The sequence below is a fragment of the Streptomyces beijiangensis genome (assembly GCF_017315755.1).
Classification (GTDB): Bacteria; Actinomycetota; Actinomycetes; order Streptomycetales; family Streptomycetaceae; genus Streptomyces; species Streptomyces beijiangensis.
On sequence record NZ_JAFLRJ010000251.1, the window covers coordinates 14,208 to 34,594 of the forward strand.

Annotated in this window: 18 protein-coding genes; 6 read left to right on the forward strand and 12 right to left on the reverse strand. The window is 70.7% G+C overall.

What is annotated here, in order from left to right; genetic code table 11:
• Nucleotides 1–34: 34 nt before the first annotated feature.
• The gene (locus J0695_RS45240; RefSeq protein ID WP_206965417.1) at nt 35–4,249 is read right to left on the reverse strand and encodes a S8 family serine peptidase; all 4,215 of its coding nucleotides are present in this window, start codon (nt 4,247–4,249) and stop codon (nt 35–37) included.
• A gap of 91 nt (nt 4,250–4,340) precedes the next feature.
• Between J0695_RS45240 and J0695_RS24945 the strand changes: the two genes are divergently transcribed.
• Nucleotides 4,341–5,306, forward strand: a complete 966-nt coding sequence (locus tag J0695_RS24945) for a helix-turn-helix domain-containing protein (protein WP_242553146.1) — start codon at nt 4,341–4,343, stop codon at nt 5,304–5,306.
• A gap of 5 nt (nt 5,307–5,311) precedes the next feature.
• Here the strand turns inward: J0695_RS24945 and J0695_RS24950 are convergent, their stop codons facing one another.
• The 5 genes from J0695_RS24950 to J0695_RS24970 all read right to left on the reverse strand — a co-directional run bounded on the left by J0695_RS24950 (nt 5,312) and on the right by J0695_RS24970 (nt 9,751).
• On the reverse strand, nt 5,312–6,445 hold the full coding sequence (locus J0695_RS24950) for a hypothetical protein (protein ID WP_206965421.1): 1,134 nt from the start codon (nt 6,443–6,445) through the stop codon (nt 5,312–5,314).
• Complete coding sequence (locus J0695_RS24955) at nt 6,427–7,155, reverse strand: ABC transporter ATP-binding protein (RefSeq protein WP_206965430.1); 729 nt, start codon at nt 7,153–7,155, stop codon at nt 6,427–6,429. The genes J0695_RS24950 and J0695_RS24955 overlap by 19 nt, the downstream gene beginning before the upstream one ends.
• Nucleotides 7,156–7,329: 174 nt before the next feature.
• Entirely contained in the window at nt 7,330–7,794 is a 465-nt protein-coding gene (locus J0695_RS24960) for an acyl-CoA thioesterase (protein WP_242553147.1), read from the reverse strand.
• 89 nt (nt 7,795–7,883) lie between these two features.
• Nucleotides 7,884–9,245: an aspartate aminotransferase family protein gene (locus tag J0695_RS24965; protein WP_206965440.1), complete on the reverse strand. Its 1,362-nt coding sequence runs from the start codon at nt 9,243–9,245 to the stop codon at nt 7,884–7,886.
• A 2-nt stretch (nt 9,246–9,247) separates the two neighbouring features.
• On the reverse strand, nt 9,248–9,751 hold the full coding sequence (locus J0695_RS24970; RefSeq protein ID WP_206965442.1) for an Lrp/AsnC family transcriptional regulator: 504 nt from the start codon (nt 9,749–9,751) through the stop codon (nt 9,248–9,250).
• Nucleotides 9,752–9,913: 162 nt separating this feature from the next.
• Here J0695_RS24970 and J0695_RS24975 point away from each other — a divergent pair, with 162 nt between their 5' ends.
• Nucleotides 9,914–11,353 (forward strand): gamma-aminobutyraldehyde dehydrogenase, encoded by a 1,440-nt coding sequence (locus J0695_RS24975; protein ID WP_206965444.1) that lies wholly within the window; start codon nt 9,914–9,916, stop codon nt 11,351–11,353.
• Between the two features lie 73 nt (nt 11,354–11,426).
• Here the strand turns inward: J0695_RS24975 and J0695_RS24980 are convergent, their stop codons facing one another.
• Entirely contained in the window at nt 11,427–12,020 is a 594-nt protein-coding gene (locus J0695_RS24980; protein WP_206965446.1) for a hypothetical protein, read from the reverse strand.
• A 116-nt stretch (nt 12,021–12,136) separates the two neighbouring features.
• Between J0695_RS24980 and J0695_RS24985 the strand changes: the two genes are divergently transcribed.
• Genes J0695_RS24985 through J0695_RS25000 form a run of 4 tightly spaced genes read left to right on the forward strand, consistent with a single transcriptional unit; the run spans nt 12,137 to nt 15,777 of the window.
• Complete coding sequence (locus J0695_RS24985) at nt 12,137–12,790, forward strand: response regulator transcription factor (protein WP_206965448.1); 654 nt, start codon at nt 12,137–12,139, stop codon at nt 12,788–12,790.
• On the forward strand, nt 12,787–13,992 hold the full coding sequence (locus J0695_RS24990; RefSeq protein WP_307798745.1) for a sensor histidine kinase: 1,206 nt from the start codon (nt 12,787–12,789) through the stop codon (nt 13,990–13,992). Before J0695_RS24985 ends, J0695_RS24990 begins: the two co-directional genes overlap by 4 nt.
• 31 nt (nt 13,993–14,023) lie before the next feature.
• Nucleotides 14,024–15,196: an ABC transporter substrate-binding protein gene (locus J0695_RS24995; RefSeq protein ID WP_206965482.1), complete on the forward strand. Its 1,173-nt coding sequence runs from the start codon at nt 14,024–14,026 to the stop codon at nt 15,194–15,196.
• Nucleotides 15,197–15,243: 47 nt separating this feature from the next.
• Nucleotides 15,244–15,777, forward strand: a complete 534-nt coding sequence (locus J0695_RS25000) for a hypothetical protein (RefSeq protein WP_206965450.1) — start codon at nt 15,244–15,246, stop codon at nt 15,775–15,777.
• On the opposite strand, the gene J0695_RS25005 is transcribed toward J0695_RS25000, so the two are convergent.
• From J0695_RS25005 to J0695_RS25025, 5 genes are all read right to left on the reverse strand, one after another.
• Entirely contained in the window at nt 15,726–16,502 is a 777-nt protein-coding gene (locus tag J0695_RS25005; protein WP_206965452.1) for an SDR family NAD(P)-dependent oxidoreductase, read from the reverse strand. The genes J0695_RS25000 and J0695_RS25005 overlap by 52 nt on opposite strands.
• A gap of 69 nt (nt 16,503–16,571) precedes the next feature.
• Nucleotides 16,572–17,780, reverse strand: coding sequence for a serine hydrolase domain-containing protein (locus J0695_RS25010; RefSeq protein ID WP_206965454.1), 1,209 nt, complete (start codon nt 17,778–17,780; stop codon nt 16,572–16,574).
• Nucleotides 17,781–17,882: 102 nt separating this feature from the next.
• On the reverse strand, nt 17,883–18,575 hold the full coding sequence (locus J0695_RS25015) for a response regulator (protein WP_206965456.1): 693 nt from the start codon (nt 18,573–18,575) through the stop codon (nt 17,883–17,885).
• On the reverse strand, nt 18,572–19,759 hold the full coding sequence (locus tag J0695_RS25020; RefSeq protein WP_307798746.1) for a sensor histidine kinase: 1,188 nt from the start codon (nt 19,757–19,759) through the stop codon (nt 18,572–18,574). The genes J0695_RS25015 and J0695_RS25020 overlap by 4 nt, the downstream gene beginning before the upstream one ends.
• Nucleotides 19,741–20,387 (reverse strand): glycerophosphodiester phosphodiesterase (locus J0695_RS25025; protein WP_206965458.1); only part of this gene is annotated, 647 nt, incomplete at its 5' end. The genes J0695_RS25025 and J0695_RS25020, both read right to left, overlap by 19 nt.

Sequence of the window (20,387 nt, forward strand, 5' to 3'; positions counted from 1 at the left end):
GACTGCACCCGGGCCTCCGTGGATCGCACCGCGGTCAGAGCTTCATGCGGTGCACACCCCCCTGCACGGTGCCGACGTAGAGCCAGCCGCCCGCGGCGGCCAGGCTGGTGGCGTTCGTGTTCTGCAGTCCGGTGGACACGTTGTGCCAGCTCCGGCCGCCGTCGGTGGAGCGCAGCACGCCCCGGCCGCCGCGCGGCAGTGCCGTCTCCCAGACGCTGGTGGTGGCCGCGTACAGGGTGCTGCCCACCTGGAGCAGGTCGCTGACGCGCACCGGCAGGGAGCCGGTGTCGCCGGTACGGAAGGTCTTCCCGCCGTCCGTCGAGACCTTGATCGTGTCGCCGCCCGTCAGCATGCGCGAGCCTGCGAACTCGATGGTGTTCACACCGCCGTCGGCGACCTTGGTGATGTCCACGCCGCCGTTGTCCGAGCGGTAGAGCCCGTCGGGGGTGCCGAGCCAGAGCCGGTTCGCGTTCTTCGGGTCGCCGGAGACGGCGGTGAAGTACGTGTCCTGGCGCAGGTTCTTCCAGTGGGCGCCGCCGTCCGTGGTGGAGTAGAGGCCCGAGCTCTCCTGGTTGCCGTAGCTGACGTACACGCGCTCGGGATCGGCCGGGTGCACGGCGAGGGCGAACACCTGGCCGGCGCTCACGCCCTTCTCCTCCCAGGTGACCCCGGCGTCGCCGCTGCGCTCCACGTGGAAGGAGCCGAACGCGTCGTTGGTCACCCGCCACACGATCTTCGAGTCCTTCGGCGAGGCCTGCAGCAGACCGGTCGTGCTGCCGATGGTGCCCTCGCCGCCGGTGTTGCCCCAGTCCGCTCCCGAGACGGGAAGCTGGGCGCGGTGCGTGCCCACGTCCCCGGCCGCCAGCAGCGAATTGCCGCTCACCGCGAGGGAGTTGACGGTGCCGCCCTGGACGCCGATGCGCTGGTAGTCCGTACCGCTCCCGGAAGTCCGGTAGAGACCCGCCGACGTGGCGGAGACGGTCAGCGAGCCGTCGGCCCAGCGGTCGAAGTCCGAGGCCACGGAGGAGCTGTTGACACCCGGGATCGTGCTCCAGGTCCGGCCGTGGTCGCGGCCGACGCGGGTCTCGTCGCCGTAACTGACGTACATCTCGCCGCCGGTGACGGTCAGACCCGTACCGCCGTAGCCGTGCGCGTCGAGCGTGGACCAGGTCTTGCCGCCGTCGTGCGAGCCGACGACGCCGGTGCCGACCTCGTACACCGCTACGACATCGCTGTCGGCGGCGATGGTGACGGCGACCTTGCCGCCCTTGGTCGCATAGACCTGCTTGGCCTCGCCGAGCGTGCCGGAGGCGACGCCGTCGCGCTTCCAGACGGTGCGGCCGGAGGCGAAGTAGAGGCTGTCGCCGCCGATGGCCATGTCGTAGATCTCGTCGCCGGGCACGCCGGTGGTCTGCGTGTTCCAGTGGTCACCGCCGTCGGTGCTCAGCAGCAGCCCGGCGTCGGTCTGGGCGATGAGGGTGTTGCTGTTCGGGTCGCCGATGAAGTTCGAGATGTACGAGTCCGGGGTGTTCAGCGTCTCCCAGGTGCGGCCCGCGTCCTCGGTGCGCAGGATCGAGGACGTACGCGGGATGCTGCTCGCGCTGTTGGCCGCGTACCACCAGCGGTTCGCGTTCTTCGGGTCGACGACGGTGTACGCCTTGCCGTTCACATCGGTGAGCGGCAGACGGTTGTTCTGGCTCCAGGTGGCGCCGTTGTCGTCGGTGGACCAGGGGCCGATCCGGTCGGACTCGGTGAGGACCGCGTGCCCGGGGGCGCTCGGCGCCGTGGCGACCGCGCCGGTCGACTCGTACGGACCGACGGGCTGCCAGCGTGAGCCGCGACTGTCCACGGGCGTGACGTCGAAGCCGTCACGGTTGGAGATGAGTGTCTTGCCGTCGGAGGTCTGCGCGCTCGCGGAGACCAGATGGGCGCCCTCGCCGCGGCCGGTGATCTCGGCCCGGTAGACAGTGCCCGAGATGAGCTTCGTGGCGACCGTGAACGACTTGCCGTGCGGCGGGGTCACGGTGAGGACCGGCGGCTTGGCGAGAGGGGCCGGGGTGAAGACGACGGCGGTGGACTTGCCGTCGCTCGGGTCCGGTCCGGCCTGCACGAACAGCTGCCGTACGACCAGGAGGTACGGGACGCGCAGCGCGTCACCGTGCTCCGGTGTGACGGTCACCGTGCCGGTGATCTCCTCCTCGTCCGCCGGGCGGTCGGCCCGCACGGTCACCGTGGCTGTCGCGCTGCCGCCCGCCGGGACGCGCAGGGTGCGCGGGCTGACGGTGGCCTCGCCGCTGACCTTCAGGGAGACCGTACGGGCGCGGGAACCGGAGTTGTGGACGGTGAGCTTCTTGCTGCCGCCCACTGTGTGCTTCGCCAGGTCGGCCAGACCGTACGAGAGTGTGGCCGGCGTGGTGGTGATCCCGCCGTCGGCGGCGTCGGCGGCCGCGGGAATGTCGAGCCGGCCCGAGCCGACGGTCGTGGTCCCGTAGTCAGGCACCTTCTTGGTGGAGCCCACCAGCTCGGAGGTGACCTTCGCCGGGGCCTCGCCCGGGTGCAGCTGGCGCAGCAGGGCCGCGGCGCCTGCGACGTGCGGGGCGGCCATCGACGTACCCGACATGCGGTAATAGCCGGGCGCGTAGACGGACTTGGGGACCGTGGACCGGATGTCGTAACCCGGCGCGACCAGATCCGGCTTCAGGTTCCAGTTGAGGTCGGGGCCGCGCGAGGAGAACGAGGCGATCTTGTCGGTGACGTCCGTGCCGGTCAGGGTGATCTGCACCTTGCCCGCCGCGAGCTTCTGCCCGAGCTCGGCGAACTGCGTCGAGTCCACGCCCAGCATCACTTCGGAGTCCATCCGCAGCGAGTCGCCCGACTCGTTCACGGTGGTCTGCGGCGCGAGCGGCACGGTGGATTCGGAGTCGGACTGCGGCGCGGCGAACACCGGGCCACCGCCGCCGGACTGGCCGCCCAGGATGGCGACCGCGCCGCGGCGCTCCGCCTCGCGGGCCGTCTCGATCTCCGAGGCGTACAGGCTCTGTGAGTCCTGCGCGACGAGCATCTCGATGCGTACGGCCTTGCCCCGTACGTCACCCGCCCGCTCCCAGTCCTCCGGCGTGCCCTGGCCGACGTCCACGAGCTCCGTGGTCAGCGGCTTGGCCGGCGGGTTCGCGGAGATCATCCCGCGGTACGTCTGGATCTTCTCGCCGCCCTGGTAGGCGGCGCCGGGTATGCGCAGTCCGCTGACGGACGCGCCGACCGCGACGACGCCGTCGGCCGCGGCGGGGGAGCCGACCGTACCGCTGCCGGGACCCTCGTTGCCTGCCGACGCGACGACCACGACTCCCGCCTTGGTGGCGGCGGTTGCTGCCTGACCCAGGGGGTCGCTGCCGTCGCCGTAACCGCCCAGGCTCATGTTGATGACATCGGCGCGGTGCGGATTGGCCGGATCGATCGCGGCCTCGATCCCGGCGATGATGTCGGAGGTGTTGCCCTCGCCGTTGGCGTCCATGACCTTGTACGCGAGGAGTTGGGCCCCCGGCGCGACGCCGGTGACGCCGCCCGCCTCGGCGGCGCTGCCCGCGATGATCCCCGACACATGCGTGCCATGGCCGTTGTCGTCCATCGGGTCCGCGTCGCCGTTGACGAAGTCGTACCCGCCGACGACCTTGTGGCCCGCGCCGAATCCGCCGCCCAGGTCGGGGTGGCTGTAGTCGATCCCGCTGTCGAGGACCGCGACGGTGACGCCCTTCCCGTTGGCCTTCTGGCCCGAAGGGTCCTTGCGCTTCCACACCTCGGGGGCGCCGATGAGCGGCACGCTCTCGTCGGTCTGTACCTTCATCTTCGTGTCGGGGACGACGCTCGCGACCCCCGGCAGCGCCCGCAGCCCGGCGATCTCGGAGGCCTTCACCGTCACCGCCACCGCATTCAGCAACAGGGAGAGCCGGCGCGGCGACCCGGCGCGCACCCCGGCGTCCTTCGCCCGGTCCAGGAACGCCGACTGCCGTACGGACACGGCCTTGCGGTCCGCGGAGACCTCACCTGCGTCTGCCGTCCGCATGGCCCCCCGGCCTGCGGCAGCGGCAGCGCCGTCGAGGGTGACGATCACCCGCTGTTCCGGATCCTGCTGCGACACGGAGGAGGCGGACGGGGGAGCGGCGGCAAGGAGCCCGCCGAGAACGGACGCGGTGACCGAGGCGGTCAGCGCGCGCCGTGCTCCGCGGCGGTGGGATCTTCGAGAAGTAGCCATGAACAGATGTACTAATCGGGGGAAGGGGTTCCGGACAACGATTTGGGCTGGCCCATTGCTGCCGCTGGCACCGACCGGCCAAGATCCGTTCATGTCCCAGCTCACTGCCGCAGGCATCGATCCGTTCGACGAGAGCGTCTACCGCGCGATACTCGTCCGCCGCACCGCGGCCCCCGCCGACCTGGCCGACGACCTCGGCTGCTCGGTCGAGCGTGCGGCCCGCGCACTCGACAGACTCAGGGAGAACGGCCTGGTCGGGCGGTTGTCGGGCCAGCGGAGGAGGTACGCGGCGATCGAACCGGGCGCCGCCGTCGACGCCCTCGTGCGCTCCCGTACGGACGAGCTCGACGGGGTGCGCTCGGCCGCCGGCGAGCTGTCGCGGCTCTTCACCGCGGCCCGGCAGGGCGACTCCGAGCAGATCGAAGTCGTGCACGGCAGTGAGGCGTTGGGCCGCTGGTTCGTGACACTGCAGCAGGAGGCGCGCGACGAGGTCATCACCCTGGACCGGCCGCCGTACGCGCTCACCACCTCCAACCCGGTCGAGGCGACGGCCCTCTCCCGAGGGGTGCGCTACCGGGCGGTGTACGCCCCCGAGGCGCTGGAGTGGCCTGGCGTCCTGGGCGATATCCGGGAGCTCGTCGCGCACGGCGAGGTGGCACGCGTCCTGCCCGGCCTTCGTATCAAACTCGCCATCGCCGATCGGAGGCTGGCACTGATGCCGCTCTCCCTCGACTTCGCCGCGGCGGACGAGGTGCGCGCCGCGGTCATCCGTCCCTCGGCCCTGCTCGACGGCCTCATCGACTACTGGGAGCTGTGCTGGCGCGAGGCCACCCCGCTGGGCGCACCCGCCGACGACCCGCTCGACGAGGAGGACCGCCAGATGCTCACCCTGCTGGTCAGCGGTCTCAAGGACGAGGCGATCGCACGCCAGTTGGGCTGGTCGGTCCGTACGATGCGCCGCCGTATCAGCCGCCTCCACGGCGAGCTGGGCGCCGCGAACCGCTTCCAGGCGGGCGTGATCGCGGCGCGCCGCGGCTTGATCGGCGATGCTCCGTAACGCTGTCAGCCCGTCAGGGGCAGGGCGGCCAGCGCGGCCACGGCCCAGGTCAGCGGCGCGAACACGGCGAGAAGTGCCGCCGCCCGCAGGGCTGTCGCGGTACGCAGGAGCTGGGCGGGGGCGCCCAGCTTGAGCAGTGCCGTCGTGGTCACCGAGCGGGCCTGCTTCGACTCCAGAGCCGCCATGAGGAGCGTGGCCACCGCGCAGATCACGACGACGGCCGCGCCCAGGCCCGTCAGCGGGCCGAAGGAGTGCGGCCCCGGGGCGTAGACCGTGGCTGCCGCGATCACCCCGGAGGTCACCGCGCAGACCACGCCGAGCGGTCGGCCGATACGGCGGGCCTCGGCCTGCAGCACCCGCCCGGCCAGCAGCCTTACCGCTCCCGGGCGTACGGACTGGAGCGCACGCCCCGCGGCGTACGTCAGCCCGGGCCCCGCCGTCGCCAGGCCGAACGCCGTCAGGGTCCAGCCCGCCAGGACCCCGAGCGGGCTGCCGTCGAAGTGCCCGGGGAGCGGGAAGGGCGTACCGGCGGCGGCGCGGCTGGTGTACGACTCCGTCGCCAGGCCGGCCGCGATCAGGGCGATACCCCAGGGGAGCCCGGTGGGCGCGGTGAGCGGGGCGCCCGAGGCCTTGCGGGGGCGCAGCGTCCAGGCGCTGCCCGCCGCCGCGAGCACGGGGGTGAGGGCGAGCAGGGTGAGCGCTGCGGCCAGGGGCAGCGGCGCCTCGGACGCGAGGAGCCGGGAGGCGGCCCCGTCGAAGGGGAGGCCGGTGATGTCGCCCCTGAGGTGGAGGAAGAAGAGCAGGGCGAGGACGCTGCCCAGAGTGCAGGAGACCGCGGTGGAGACCGCCGCCAGGGCGGTCAGCGAGACCGGGCCCAGGCCGGCTGCGCTGAGTCCGGGGCTGGGGCGGGTGCTCGGGTCCGTACGGGCGACCGAGACCGCGAAGTACACCGTGGCCGCCATGGGGATCAGCGACCAGAGCAGGCGGAGCAGGGCCTGCGGGGCGTGGGCGGGGTGCGAGGACGCGTAGGTGAGGGTGGTCAGCAGGAGGAATCCGACGCCCGCCGACGCGGCCGCCACCAGCAGGCGCCGCAGCAGGACCAGGGGGTGGGCGCCGCGGGCTAGACGGAGAGCGAGCACTCGGGGCTGCCCTCCGTGTCCGGGAGCCTGACCGAGTTGACGCGGCGGCCGTCGAGGAGCGTGACCGTGCGGTCCGCGAGGGCCGCCACCTCCGGGTCATGCGTGGCGAGCACGACCGTGATGCGGTGCGATCGGGCGGCCGCGGTGAGCGTGCGCAGGATCTGGGCGCGGTCCGTGCGGTGCAGTGCGGCGGTGGGCTCGTCCGCGAAGAGCACGGTGGGCGAGGTGATCAGCGCCCTCGTGATCGCGACGCGCTGGCGCTGCGACTGCAGGAGTTCGTGGGGGCGCTTGCGGGCGTACGCACCGATGTCGAGGCGCTCCAGCCACTCCATGGCCGCCTTCTTGGCGCTGCGGTGGGACGCGCCGGTGAGCAGCAGCGGGAGGGCGGTGTTCTCCCAGGCGTTGAGCTCGGGGACGAGGTGGGGTTCGGGGTCGATCCAGCCGAAGCGGTCGATGCGCAGACGCTCGCGGGCCAGTGGGTTCATGGTGTGGATCGGGACGCTGTTGAACCACACCTCGCCCTGGGCCGGGGTGAGGTGCCCCGAAAGGCACTGCAGCAGGGTCGTTTTCCCGCTGCCGCGCGGGCCGACGAGGGCGAGGATCTCGCCGTCGCGGACACCGAGGGAGACACCGCTGAGTGCGGGGGATCCGCTGTGCGAGTAGTGCACCGCGCGTGCCCAGAGCACGTCGTTGTCCGGCGGGGGCACCATGGCGAACACCTCGGTTCAGATCAGTTTTGCGGCCCCCCGTACGGGGGAACGAAAGCGGAGCCGATCGGTCACTGGGCACCGTAAGGACTCCGACCTGGCCGGGCGGGGCAGCCGCGCGGTGGGGCGGCATCCGTTCTCACTCGTACGGGCGTACCCCGAGGTGTGGGCGGGGGCTCAGAGGCCGAAGACGGCGGGGTCGTCGGCCAGCGCCCGGAAGTACTCGCGCGGATCGGCGACGAGCTTCCGCGCCTGGAGGTCCAACAGCCCGCCCACGCCGGTCACTTCGGCGGCCACGGTGCCGTCCGTCCTGCGGATCTGCTGCTCGATGCGGAAGGTCTTGCCCTCGCCCCAGACGAAACGGCAGTCGACCTCGGTCTCGTCACCGGCCCGCAGTTCGCGCAGATAGCGCACGGTCACCTCCAGGGCCACGGGTCCGATGCCCTTGTCGAGGAGGTCGGACTGGCGGATACCGCCGTGCTGGAGGTAGGTCCAGCGGGCGTGCTCCGCGTACTGGAGGTAGACCGCCTGGTTGAGGTGGCCTTGCGAGTCGGTCTCGTAACCGCGGACCGTGATGGGGATGGTGTACGGCTCGGGCGCCATGGCGTGCCTTTCTCCGGAGGTGGCTGAGCGCTTGCTCATCCCATCCAACCAGGCGGGCGCGCACAGCATTCCGCCCCCGGAGCCATGTGCGGCTGCCAGGGGCGGAGTTGCGGGGATGGCCGGATCCGTTAGATCTTCGCCCAGGCGTCGGTGAGGACCGTACGCAGGATCGACTCGATCTCGTCGAACGTCGACTGGTCGGAGATCAGCGGCGGCGCGAGCTGGACGACCGGGTCGCCACGGTCGTCGGCGCGGCAGTACAGACCGTTCTCGTACAGGCCCTTGGAGACGGCGTTGTAGAGGATCCGCTCGGTCTCGTCCTCGTTGAAGGACTCCTTGGTGACCTTGTCCTTCACCAGCTCGATGCCGTAGAAGAACCCGTTGCCGCGGACGTCGCCGACGATCGGCAGGTCGTGCAGCTTCTCCAGCGTCGAGAGGAACGCGCTCTCGTTGTCGAGCACGTGCTGGTTGAGGTTCTCGCGCTCGAAGATGTCGAGGTTGGCGAGGCCGACCGCCGCGGAGACCGGGTGGCCGCCGAAGGTGTAGCCGTGCAGGAAGGTGTTGCCGTCCTTGTAGAAGGGCTCGGCCAGCTTGTCGGAGATGATGCAGGCGCCGATCGGGGAGTAGCCCGAGGTCATGCCCTTGGCGCAGGTGATCATGTCCGGCACGTAGTCGAACTTGTCACAGGCGAACATCGTGCCGAGGCGGCCGAAGGCGCAGATGACCTCGTCCGAGACGAGCAGCACGTTGTACTTGTCGCAGATCTCGCGCACACGCTGGAAGTAGCCGGGCGGGGGCGGGAAGCAGCCGCCCGCGTTCTGGACCGGCTCAAGGAAGACCGCGGCGACCGTCTCGGGGCCCTCGAAGAGGATCTCCTGCTCGATCTGGTCGGCGGCCCAGCGGCCGAAGGCCACCGGGTCGTCCGCGTGGATCGTGGCGCGGTAGATGTTGGTGTTCGGGACCTTGTGCGCGCCGGGGACCAGCGGCTCGAACGGGGCCTTGAGTGCGGGCAGTCCGGTGATGGACAGGGCGCCGGCCGGGGTGCCGTGGTAGGCCACCGCACGCGAGATGACCTTGTACTTCTGGTGGTTGCCGGTGAGCTTGTGGTACTGCTTCGCCAGCTTCCAGGCGGTCTCGACGGCCTCGCCGCCACCGGTGGTGAAGAAGACCTTGTTCAGGTCGCCCGGCGCGTGGTTCGCGAGGCGCTCGGCGAGCTCCACGGCCTTGGGGTGCGCGTACGACCAGATCGGGAAGAAGGCCAGCTCCTGCGCCTGCTTGTACGCGGCCTCCGCCAGCTCGTGGCGGCCGTGGCCCGCGTTGACCACGAACAGGCCGGACAGACCGTCGAGGTACTTCTTGCCCTTGTCGTCGTAGATGTAGGTGCCCTCGCCACGCACGATGGTGGGAACGGGCGCGTTCTCGTACGACGACATGTCCGTGAAGTGCATCCACAGGTGGTCGTACGCGGTTCGGCTGAGGTCCTTGCTCATGACTATCGGGTGCCCCACTGGTAGGTCTGTTTCTTGAGTTTGAGGTAGACGAAGCTCTCGGTCGCACGCACTCCGGGGAGCGCGCGGATCTGCTTGTTGATCACGTCGAGGAGATGGTCGTCGTCCTCACAGACGACCTCCGCCATCAGGTCGAAGGAGCCCGCGGTCATCACCACGTAATCGACCTCGTCCATGGCGGCCAGCGCGTCGGCGACCGGGTCGAGGTCGCCCTCGACCCTGATGCCGACCATGGCCTGGCGCCGGAACCCGACGGTGAGCGGGTCGGTGACGGCGACGATCTGCATGACGCCCTGGTCCTGCAGCTTCTGCACGCGCTGCCGCACTGCCGCCTCGGAGAGGCCGACGGCCTTGCCGATCGTTGCGTACGGGCGCCTGCCGTCCTGCTGGAGCTGCTCGATGATCGCCAGGGAGACGGCATCGATGGGAGGGGTGCCGTTCCCGTTTCTGGAATCTGCGCTGCGACTGGCCACGCCCTCACTCTGCATGAGGTCTCATCCGTCCCGCAACCCCAAAGCGATGAAATTCGTTGTTCATGCGCGTTTCAAGAACTGAATCCGAAGTTCGTGGGGGCCAGGTATGTCGAAAGCGTGGCCCCTCCTACTAGGGTGGGCATCTCACCCATCGGACTTCTGACAGGAGGGGTGGCTGTGACCACCGAGCTGCGCCGGCTGCGCAACTACATCAACGGAGAGTTCCGGGACGCCGCCGACGGCCGGACCATCGAGGTCGTCAATCCGGCCACGGGCGACGCGTACGCCACCTCGCCGCTCTCCGGAGCCGCGGACGTCGACGCCGCGATGGAGGCGGCCGCGGCCGCCTTCCCCGCCTGGCGCGACTCCACCCCGTCCGAGCGCCAGCGCGTCCTGCTGAAGATCGCGGACGCCTTCGAGGAGCGCGCCGAGGATCTGATCGCCGCCGAGAGCGAGAACACCGGCAAGCCGATCGCGCTCACCCGGTCCGAGGAAATCCCGCCGATGGTCGACCAGATCCGCTTCTTCGCGGGTGCGGCACGGCTCCTGGAGGGACGGTCCGCCGGCGAGTACATGGAGGGCATGACCTCCATCGTCCGGCGCGAGCCGGTCGGAGTGTGCGCCCAGGTCGCGCCCTGGAACTACCCGATGATGATGGCCGTGTGGAAGTTCGCACCGGCCCTGGCGGCGGGCAACACCGTCGTACTGAAGCCGTCCGACACCACGCCCGCCTCCACCGTGCTGATCGCGGAGATCATCGGGTCGATCGCCCCCAAGGGTGTCTTCAACGTCGTCTGCGGCGACCGGGACACCGGGCGCGCGATGGTCGAGCACAAGGTGCCGGCGATGGCGTCCATCACCGGTTCCGTACGGGCCGGGATGCAGGTCGCGGAGTCCGCGGCCAAGGACGTCAAGCGCGTCCACCTGGAGCTGGGCGGCAAGGCGCCGGTCGTCGTCTTCGAGGACGCCGACCTCGCCAAGGCCGTCGAGGACATCTCGGTGGCGGGCTTCTTCAACGCGGGCCAGGACTGTACGGCCGCCACGCGCGTGCTCGTGCACGAGTCGATCCACGACGAGTTCGTGACGGCGCTCGCCAAGGCCGCCGCCGACACGAAGACCGGCATGCCGGACGACGAGGACGTGCTCTACGGCCCGCTCAACAACGCCAACCAGCTCGCGCAGGTGAGCGGCTTCATCGAGCGGCTGCCGGCGCACGCCAAGGTCGAGGCGGGCGGAGCGCGCGTCGGCGACAAGGGCTTCTTCTACGCCCCGACCGTCGTCTCCGGGCTCCGGCAGGACGACGAGATCATCCAGAACGAGGTCTTCGGCCCCGTCATCACCGTCCAGTCCTTCACGGACGAGGCCGAGGCCCTCTCGCACGCCAACGGCGTCGACTTCGCCCTCGCCTCCTCGGTGTGGACCAAGGACCACGCGCGCGCCATGCGGATGTCCAAGAACCTGGACTTCGGCTGCGTGTGGATCAACACCCACATCCCGCTGGTCGCAGAGATGCCGCACGGCGGCTTCAAGAAGTCCGGTTACGGCAAGGACCTCTCGGCGTACGGCTTCGAGGACTACACCCGTATCAAGCACGTCATGACGTCGCTCGACGGCTGAGCGGCAGCGCAACGCACCGAACCGAGCGGCCCCGGACGGGAGTTGATCCGTCCGGGGCCGTCGGCTGTCGCCGCTACTTCGACGCGTGCGTCCCCTTCTCCTTGATCATGCAGACCTCCTTGTGCTGAGTGGTGCCCTTCTCCGAGCCCTTCTCGGACCCCCTGCCGGGACCCTGGGAGTCGGTCTGCGGCGAATCGGGCAGCTTGGGCAGGCCGTGCTCCCCCTTGCCGCCCTTGATCACCTTGCAGTGCGCGTCGCCCGGCGGAACGGGAAGCGGCACCCCGACCTTGTCCAGGATCGGGCCACAGGCCTTGAGCGCGCGCTTGTACGCCTTCGACGTCGGGTCGAAGCGGTCGCCGACGTGGCTCTTGCCCTTGCTCTTCGCGGTGACCCGCACATCGACCTTCACGCCGCCCTTGTGGTGCCGGGAGCCCGAGGTGTCCTTCTGGATGACGAGGTCGGGGAAGTTCTTCAGCCCGTGCTCGCGCATGCAACTGCCGAACGCCTTGCCGGCTTCGGTGACGGCGCTGCTGCTGCCGCTGCCCTTGCCGCCCCCGTGAGTCGTGGTCGCCGTGGCCTGTGCCGCGCCGACTCCGGTCAGGGTGATCGCTGAGAACAGCGCGGTCGCCGCGACCATGCGCCTGGGGCGGCTCGTCAACACCCGCATGGGTGCCTCCTTCTGTTGGTGGCCGGTACGCAACTCACCCAACTCCGGAGGCGGTTACGGCGCGGGAACGGCCGCCCTTATGGCCGTGTAACCCCCGGCCGTGCATCCTCTTCCCCATGCGCGTGTTGGTGGTCGAGGATCACGAGGAGCTCGCGGAGACCGTGGCGGCGGGACTGCGCCGGGAGGGGATGGCTGTCGACCTCGCGTTCGACGGGCATACGGCGCTTGAGCGCGCCACGGTCAACGGGTACGACGTCGTCGTGCTCGACCGCGATCTGCCGGGGCTCCACGGCGACCGGGTGTGCCGTGCGCTGGCCGAGGGGGGCAGCCGGGCGCGGGTGCTGATGCTCACCGCGTCCGGCACGGTCGCCGACCGGGTGGCGGGGCTCGGCCTCGGCGCCGACGACTACCTCCCCAAGCCCTTCGCGTTCACCGAACTCGTCGCGCGGATACGGGCGCTGGCGCGCCGGACGCAGCCCGCACTGCCGCCGGTCCTCGTCCACGGCGATCTGCGCCTGGACCCGGCGCGACGGGCCGCGACCCGGGCCGGGGCCCAGCTCCCGCTCAGCCCGAAGGAGTTCGCCGTCCTGGAACTGCTGCTCGCCGCCCGGGGGGCGGTGGTCTCCGCCGAGGAGCTCCTGGAGCGGGCCTGGGACGAGGCGGCCGACCCCTTCACCCAGACCGTGAAGGTCACCGTCAGCAGGCTGCGGCGCAAGCTCGGCGAACCGCCGCTGATCGAGACCGTCGCGCAGGCCGGATACCGGGTGTGAGGCCGATCCTGCGCGGGCCCCGGAGTGTCAGATGGCGCCTCACCCTGCTCTACAGCGGGCTGTTCGTGGCGGCCGCCGCCGTACTGCTTGCGATCACGTACGGACTGATGGCGAACTCCACGGCCGAGGCGAAGTCCAGCGAGGGTGCACAGTCGTCGCCGTCGGCCGACGGGCCCTCGTTCGCGAAAGGCGGCCCCGAGGTCGGTGCGTACGTCGTCCAGCAGCTGAACGTCCAGCGCGATGACCAGCTGCACCTGCTGCTCGTCGAGTCGGCCATCGCGCTCGCCGTGATGGTGGCGCTCTCGCTGCTGCTCGGCTGGCTGGTCGCCGGCCGGGTCCTGGCGCCGCTGCAGTCCATGGCCTCCACCGCCCGCCGGATCTCCGCCGACCATCTGCACCGGCGGCTCGCGGTGCCGGGCCCCGGGGACGAACTCACCGATCTCTCCGACACGTTCGACGACATGCTGGCCCGTCTGGAGATCGCCTTCGAGGCGCAGCGGCAGTTCGTCGCCAATGCCTCGCACGAGCTGCGGACCCCGCTCACCCTGCAGCAGACCCTGGTCGACGTCGCGCTCGCCGATCCCGGCGCGACGGCCGACACCCTGCGCGCCGCCTGCCTGCGGGTGCGGGCAGCCGGGCAGGAGCAGGAGCGCCTGATCGACGCGCTGCTGACCCTGGCCCGCAGCCAGCGCGGGCTGCAGGAGCGGGAGTACGTCGATCTGGCGGTGGTCGCGGGGTCGCTGCTGCCCGAGAGTGCGCACCGTATCGAGGCCGACCTCGCGCCCGCCGGGCTCCTCGGCGACCCCCAGCTCGTCGAGCGCCTCGCGGGCAACCTCATCGACAACGCCGTACGCCACAACGTCGTCGTCGGCGGCGGCTGGATCAGCGTCAGGACCGGGCTCAGGGCGGGATGCCCCACTCTGCGGGTCGCCAACAGCGGCCCCGCGATCCCGCCCGACCGGATCGACGCCCTCTTCCAGCCCTTCACCCGCCACGGCGACCAGCGCACCAGGCGCCGCGACGGGCACGGCCTCGGCCTGTCCATCGTCGCCGCCATCGCAGTGGCCCATGGCGGATCGGTCCAGGCGCAGCCCGGGGACGGCGGCGGCCTGTGCGTGGAGGTCACCTTTCCGCCCGACAAGGTGTCGGGGCCGGGAGGCGGTGACCGTACGCAGCGTCCATTGCCCGGCGGCCCCGGATGAGGAGAGGCTGTACGGCATGGCAGATCTTGGTATGTCGCGTCGCTCCCTCCTCCGCGGTTTCAGTGGGCTCGGTACGGCGGGGGCGCTCGCCGCGCTCACCGGATGCGGGGTGCCTGCCGCGTACGTCGAGGCCGGGGACCGGTCGGCGGCCGACCGGTCCGCGCGCGACAAGAGCCTGGTCTTCGCCAACTGGCCGCTCTACATCGACACCGACGACAAGAACACCTCGAAGCGGCCGACGCTGGACGCCTTCAGCAAGAGGAGCGGGATCTCGGTGAAGTACACCGAGGAGATCAACGACAACGACGAGTTCTTCGGGAAGATCAGCCCGGCGCTGATGAACCACCAGGAGACCGGGCGCGACCTGATCGTCATCAGCGACTGGATGGCGGCCCGTTTCGTACGCCTGGGCTGGGTGCAGGAGATGGACCGCGCCAAGCAGCCGAACGTCGCCAAGTACCTCGACCCGCAGCTCAGTTCGCCCGCCTTCGACAAGGGCCGTCTGCACAGCGTGCCGTGGCAGTCGGGGATCACCGGGATCGCGTACAACAAGAAGCGGCTCGGCCGGGAGATCAAGCACACGAGCGAGCTGTGGGAGCCCTCGCTGAAGGGCAAGGTCACCTTGCTCTCCGGCCTGGACGAGGCCTTCGCGCTGCTGATGCAGGGCGACGGTGTCGACATCACGCGGTGGACGGCGGACGACTTCCACCGGATGTGCGACCAGGTGGAGAAGTACGTGAAGAACAAGCAGATCCGGCGCTTCACGGGCAACGACTACATCAAGGACCTGTCGACGGGCGATGTGCTGGCCTGCCAGGCGTACTCGGGCGACGTGATCCAGCTCCAGGCGGACAACCCGGACATCGAGTTCGTGGTGCCCGAGGAGGGTGCGGAGCTCTGGGCCGAGTCGATGATGATCCCCAACCTCGCGCGCCACAAGAGCAACGCCGAGAAGCTGATCGACTACTACTACGAGCCCGAGGTCGCCGCCGAACTCGCGGCCTGGGTCAACTATGTCTGTCCGGTGCCCGCGGCACGCGAGGTGCTCGCGTCCTCGAAGGACAAGGACACCGCCGAGCTCGCGGAGGACCCGCTGATCTTCCCGGACGACGCGATGCGCAAGCGGCTCGCGATCGCGCGGGACATCACGTCGGGGGAGCGGGTGGAGTTCGCGAAGCGCTGGAACGCCATCGTGGGGCTGTAGGCCGGGGCCGCGTAAAGGGCGGGTAAACCCGCGCGTACGCTGCGGGTATGAGCGAGGCAAGCGCCCTTCTGCGGCGCATACGCGGGTGGCTGGTCGTCTTCATCGTGTGCCTGGTGCTGAGCGGGCTGACCGCATTCCCGCTGGTGCACGAACTCCACTGGACCGACGACCTGTTGAGGTCCACACCGGTCGCCGACCACTTCCCCGCGCTGATGGAGTGGATCGGCCGGGTGCGGGCGGGTCTCGACGCCACCGACGAGAAGTACCCGTTCGTGCTGTACGGGACGGACTGGCTGGCTTTCGCCCATCTCGTCATCGCGGTGGCCTTCTACGGCCCCTACCGCGACCCCGTACGCAACATCTGGGTCATCGAGTTCGGGATGATCGCCTGTGCCGGGATCATCCCGCTCGCTCTCATCTGCGGTCCGGTCCGCGGGATCCCCTTCTGGTGGTCGGTGATCGACATGTCGTTCGGCGTCATCGGGGTCATCCCGCTCTACGTCGTACGGCGCAAGATCAAGAAGCTGGCTCAGGTGACGGAGAACCCGCCGTCGGCGAAGAGCGTCTGCCCGGTGACGTAGCGGGCCGAGTCGCCCGCCAGGAACACCGCGGCCCCCATGAAGTCCTCGGGCTCCCCGTTGCGACCGGTCATCGTGCGGGCCGCGAGAGCCTTCGGACGCTCCGGGTCGGCGAAGGCCGGCTCGGTGAGCGGGGTGTGGACGAAGCCGGGGCCGATCGCGTTGACGCAGACGCCGTGCCGGGACCAGGCCTCCGCCTGGGAGCGGGTCAGGGCGCAGATGCCGGCCTTGGAGACCCCGTACGCACCGCTGTTGCCGAAGGCGCGGATCGACTGCTGCGAGGCCAGGTGGATGATCCGGCCCCAGCCGCGGGCCGCCATTCCCGGGCCGAACCGCTGGCCCAGGAGGAACGGGGCGGTGAGGTTGACCGCCATCGTGGCGTCCCACTCGTCCTCGGTGAGGTCGTCGAGCGGCGGACGGGGGTTGATGCCCGCCGAGGTGACGAGGATGTCGGGGGCGCCGAAGCGCGACTCCATCTCGTCGGCGGCGGCGTGGAGCTCACCGCGCGAGGCGAGGTCCGCACTGATCCAGGAGACGTCGGCGGGCTTCAGCTCCGCCGCCGCCTTCCGCAGGCGGTCCTCGCTGCGGGCGAGCAGGATCACCCGGGCTCCGGCGCCCGCGAGGGCGTGTGCGATGCCCAGGCCGATGCCTGAGCTGCCGCCGGTGATCAGTGCCGTACGGCCGGTGAGGCCGAACTGTCGCTCCAGGAAAGTAGATGGCGTATCCATGGCCACAGCATGCCAGGCAGTTCCGACCGCCCTGACCTGAGGGTTTACGGGCCACCGTGGCGAACCGGTTCAGCCGACGGGCGGAGCGGCGGGCGGGGTGACCGGCGGAGTGGGGAAGGCGGCAGCGGCGATCCTGGGGATCAAGGGGGTGCGGTCCGCGGCCTTCGCGTCCGTGGAGTTGATGCTGTAGACGGCGATCCGCGAGAGGTCGGGGGTCGCGGCGATCCCCGCGTTGTAGCCCCAGCGGCCCCCGGTCTTGCCCCAGACCTGCTGCGTGCCGAACTTCCAGGAGGTCAGGCCCACGCTGTACGAGGCCGTGCCGACGTCGAGCTTCGGGAGCGTGAACATCTCCTTCAGCAGCGGGCCGCGCACCACCTGGCCGCTGAACAGCGCCCGTACGAAACGGGTCAGATCGGCGGTGCTGGAGATGAGGTCGCCCGCCGCCCAGCCGTCCGTGGCCGACCAGACGCTGACATCGCGGAGCTCGGTCGTCCCGTCGGCGCGCACGAAGCTCTGGTAGCCGATGTTGTGCGGGCCATGGATGCGCGGGTCGGTGCCGGGGAACGAAGTGGAGCGCAGGTGGAGGGGGTTGATGATGCGGCGGGCGACCTGGTGCTCATAGGTGTCGCCGGTGACCTTCTGGATGAGGAGCCCGGCGAGCGTGTAGCCGATGTTGGTGTAGTGCTGCTGGGTGCCGGGAGCGAATTCCGGGTCCTTGGTGAGGGCCGACTTCACCATCGCCTCGGGGTTGAAGACATGGAGGCGGTTGGCGTACCACTCCTCGACGGTGGTGCCGGGGAAGTCCGGGGACGCCATGCCGTGGGTGTGGTTGAGGAGCTGGCGGACGGTGACCGTTCCGTACGTCGCGGGGATCAGCTCCGGGAGGTACGCGCGGATCGGGCGGTCCAGGTCGACCTTGTGCTCGGAGGCGAGCTGGAGCACGACGGCCGCGGTGAAGACCTTGGTGACCGAGCCGGCGCGGAACCGGGCCTCGGAGTCGGCCGCGCGGTTCGAGGTGAGGTCATGGACGCCGGTGGCGCCGTTCCAGGTGGAGCCGTCCTTGTCGGTGACGCGCAGGAGGGCAGCGGTCGCACCGGCGTCGCGGGGATCGGCTATCGCGTCCGCCAGGGCTTTCGCGTCGTCCTTCGAGAGCGGCTTCTTCGCGGCGGCGGTGGCTGCGGGGGCGTGGGAGTGGGCGAAGGCGGGGACCGCCGGGGCGGCCACCAGGCCGAGTACGAGGGTGGCGGCGATGAGGGACGAGCGGGTGCGGGTGTTCATGGCGTGATCTCCAGGGTGCGTGCTGTCCGTTGTGCTGACAGACGTAATCCTGCTGGTCACGGGGGTGTTGGCGGATCGCCGGAGCGAGTGGTTCCCGGCGGGCTAATCCCTCGCCCGTACGGGGGAGTTGAGGGCGACGTCTCCCTCCGGGGAGGGAGCGACAAGACCGGTCTCGTACGCGCAGATGACCGCCTGGATCCGGTCACGCAGCCCCAGCTTGGAGAGCACGTTGCCCACATGCGTCTTGACGGTGTGCTCGCTGACGACGAGTGCGGCGGCGATCTCCGCGTTGGAGAGGCCACGGGCGAGATGGAGCAGGGTCTCGCGCTCGCGGGCGGTGAGGGCGTCGAGGCGGGGTGAGGGGACGGACGGCGGGCGGGCCGTGTAGTCCGCGATCAGACGCCGGGCCACCGAGGGGGCGAGCAGCGAGTCCCCGGCCGCCACCACGCGGACCGCGTGGACCAGGTCGTCCCGGCGTACGTCCTTGAGGAGGAAGCCGCTCGCACCGGCGTGCAGCGCCTCGTAGACGTACTCGTCGGAGTCGAAGGTCGTCAGCATCACCGTCCGGCAGGCGCCCTGCGCGGTGATCGCGCGGCAGGCCTCGATGCCGTCCATCACGGGCATCCGGATGTCGAGGAGCGCCACGTCGGGGGCCAGCCTGAGGACCGCTTCCAGTGCCTGCGCGCCGTCGCCCGCCTCGGCCACCACCTCGATGTCGGGCTGTACGTCCAGGATCATCGCGAAGCCGCTGCGGACCAGCTCTTGGTCATCGGCCACCACCACACGGATCGTCAACTCCCCACCTCCACGGGCGAGGTTATACGGACCTGGACCCGGAACCCCCGGCCGTCCGGGCCCGGTCCTGTGCGGGCGGTGCCGCCGTGGGCGGCGGCCCGCTCGCGGATGCCGATCAGCCCGTGGCCCGTGGTGGTGCCCGGACCGCGGCCGTCGTCGGTGACGGTGACCTCCAGGGTGTCGGTCCCGTACGCCAGCAGCACGGTCACCGTCTGCGCCGCCGCGTGCTTGATCACGTTGGTCAGCGCCTCCTGGACCACCCGGTAGACGGTGGCCTCGGTGTCGAGGGGGAGCGGGCGGGGGGTGCCGGTCGTCTCGTACGAGATCCGCGGACCGCTGCGTCCGACCCGCTCCAGAAGGTCCGGCAGTTCGGTGAGGGCGGGCTGCGGTGTGCGCCTGGCCGCGGCCGGGCCGTCCTCTCCGTCCTCCCGCAGGACGCCCAGCATCCGGCGCAGCTGCGTCATCGCCTCCCGGCCCGTATCGGAGATCGCCTCGAAGGCGGCCTCCGCGCGGGCGGGGGCGGCGCGGACGGCGACCGGGCCCGCCTCCGCCTGGACGATCATGATGCTGACGGCGTGCGAGAGGATGTCGTGCATCTCCCGTGCGATCCGGGCCCGTTCGCGGGCGGTCGCCTGCTCGGACTCGATCCGGTTGGCCCGCTCCAGCTGGGCGGCCCGGTCCTCGACGGCCTGGGTGTAGGCCTGGCGGGTGCGGGCCAGGGAGCCCAGTGCGTACGCGCCGAAGAAGGTGCAGAAGACGAAGAAGTACTCGCGCAGACCGTTGGAGTTGATCGCGACGCCCGCGATGAGCGCCGGTATCGCCGCCACGACCATGGCCGTGCGGATGCGGGCGGAGGAGAGGGCGGTGACGGTGTAGACGGCGACCAGGCCGCCGTACGGAATCTGCTGTCCTGGACCGTCGGCGGCCTGGTTGGCGAACTGCGCGGCGACGACGGCGAGCAGCACGAGGAGCGGTGCGCGCCGGCGCAGGGCCAGGGGGAGTGCGGTGAGTGAAGTCAGCGCGTAGGTGAGCGCGTTGGCCTCGTGCGAGCCGGCCTGGTCGGGCAGGACGAAGGCCAGGGAGACGACGGCCTGCACCAGCAGGGCGATGCCGATGTCGACGAACCGGGGGTCCGCCGACCGCAGGTACGTCCGTACGCGCGCTGTCAGTCGCTCTCTGTCCACGCGGTCAGGATGCCGCACAGCGCGTCGATGCGGTTGGTGGTGATCGAATCGACACCGCGGTCGATCAGGCGGCGCATCGTCCGTTTGGTGTCGGCGGTCCAGGCGGAGACCAGCAGCCCGTCGTGGTGGACGCGGTCGCAGAGGTCCGAAGTGACCAGGCCGAAGCGGTAGTTGAGCCAGCGGGGTTTCACCGCCTGGACGAGAACGGGGCGCGGCGGGGCGACGGTCGTCCAGGTCATGGCGATCTCGGCGGCGGGGTCCGCGGCGCGGACCATGAGCATGGTGGCGGCGCCCGCGCAGTAGTAGGCGCGGTCCGCGGCGCCGTGCTCGTGGACGGCGCCGACCACGGCGCGTACCGCCTTCTCGTCCGCGCCGGGGAGGTCGATCATGAGGCGGTGGCCGTCCGTGGCGGCCAGGGCCTCGTCGAAGGTGGGCACCCCGCCGCCCGTCAGCCCGCGCACCTCGGTGGCGGAGAGCAGGGAGAGCGGGCGGTCGTGGCCCCAGAGGCGTTCCAGGGTCGCGTCGTGGAGGAGGACGGGGACGCCGTCGCGGGTGAGCCGGACGTCGATCTCGACCGCGCCCGCTCCCCTCCCCAGCGCGGAGTGCAGGGAGGGGAGGGTGTTCTCGC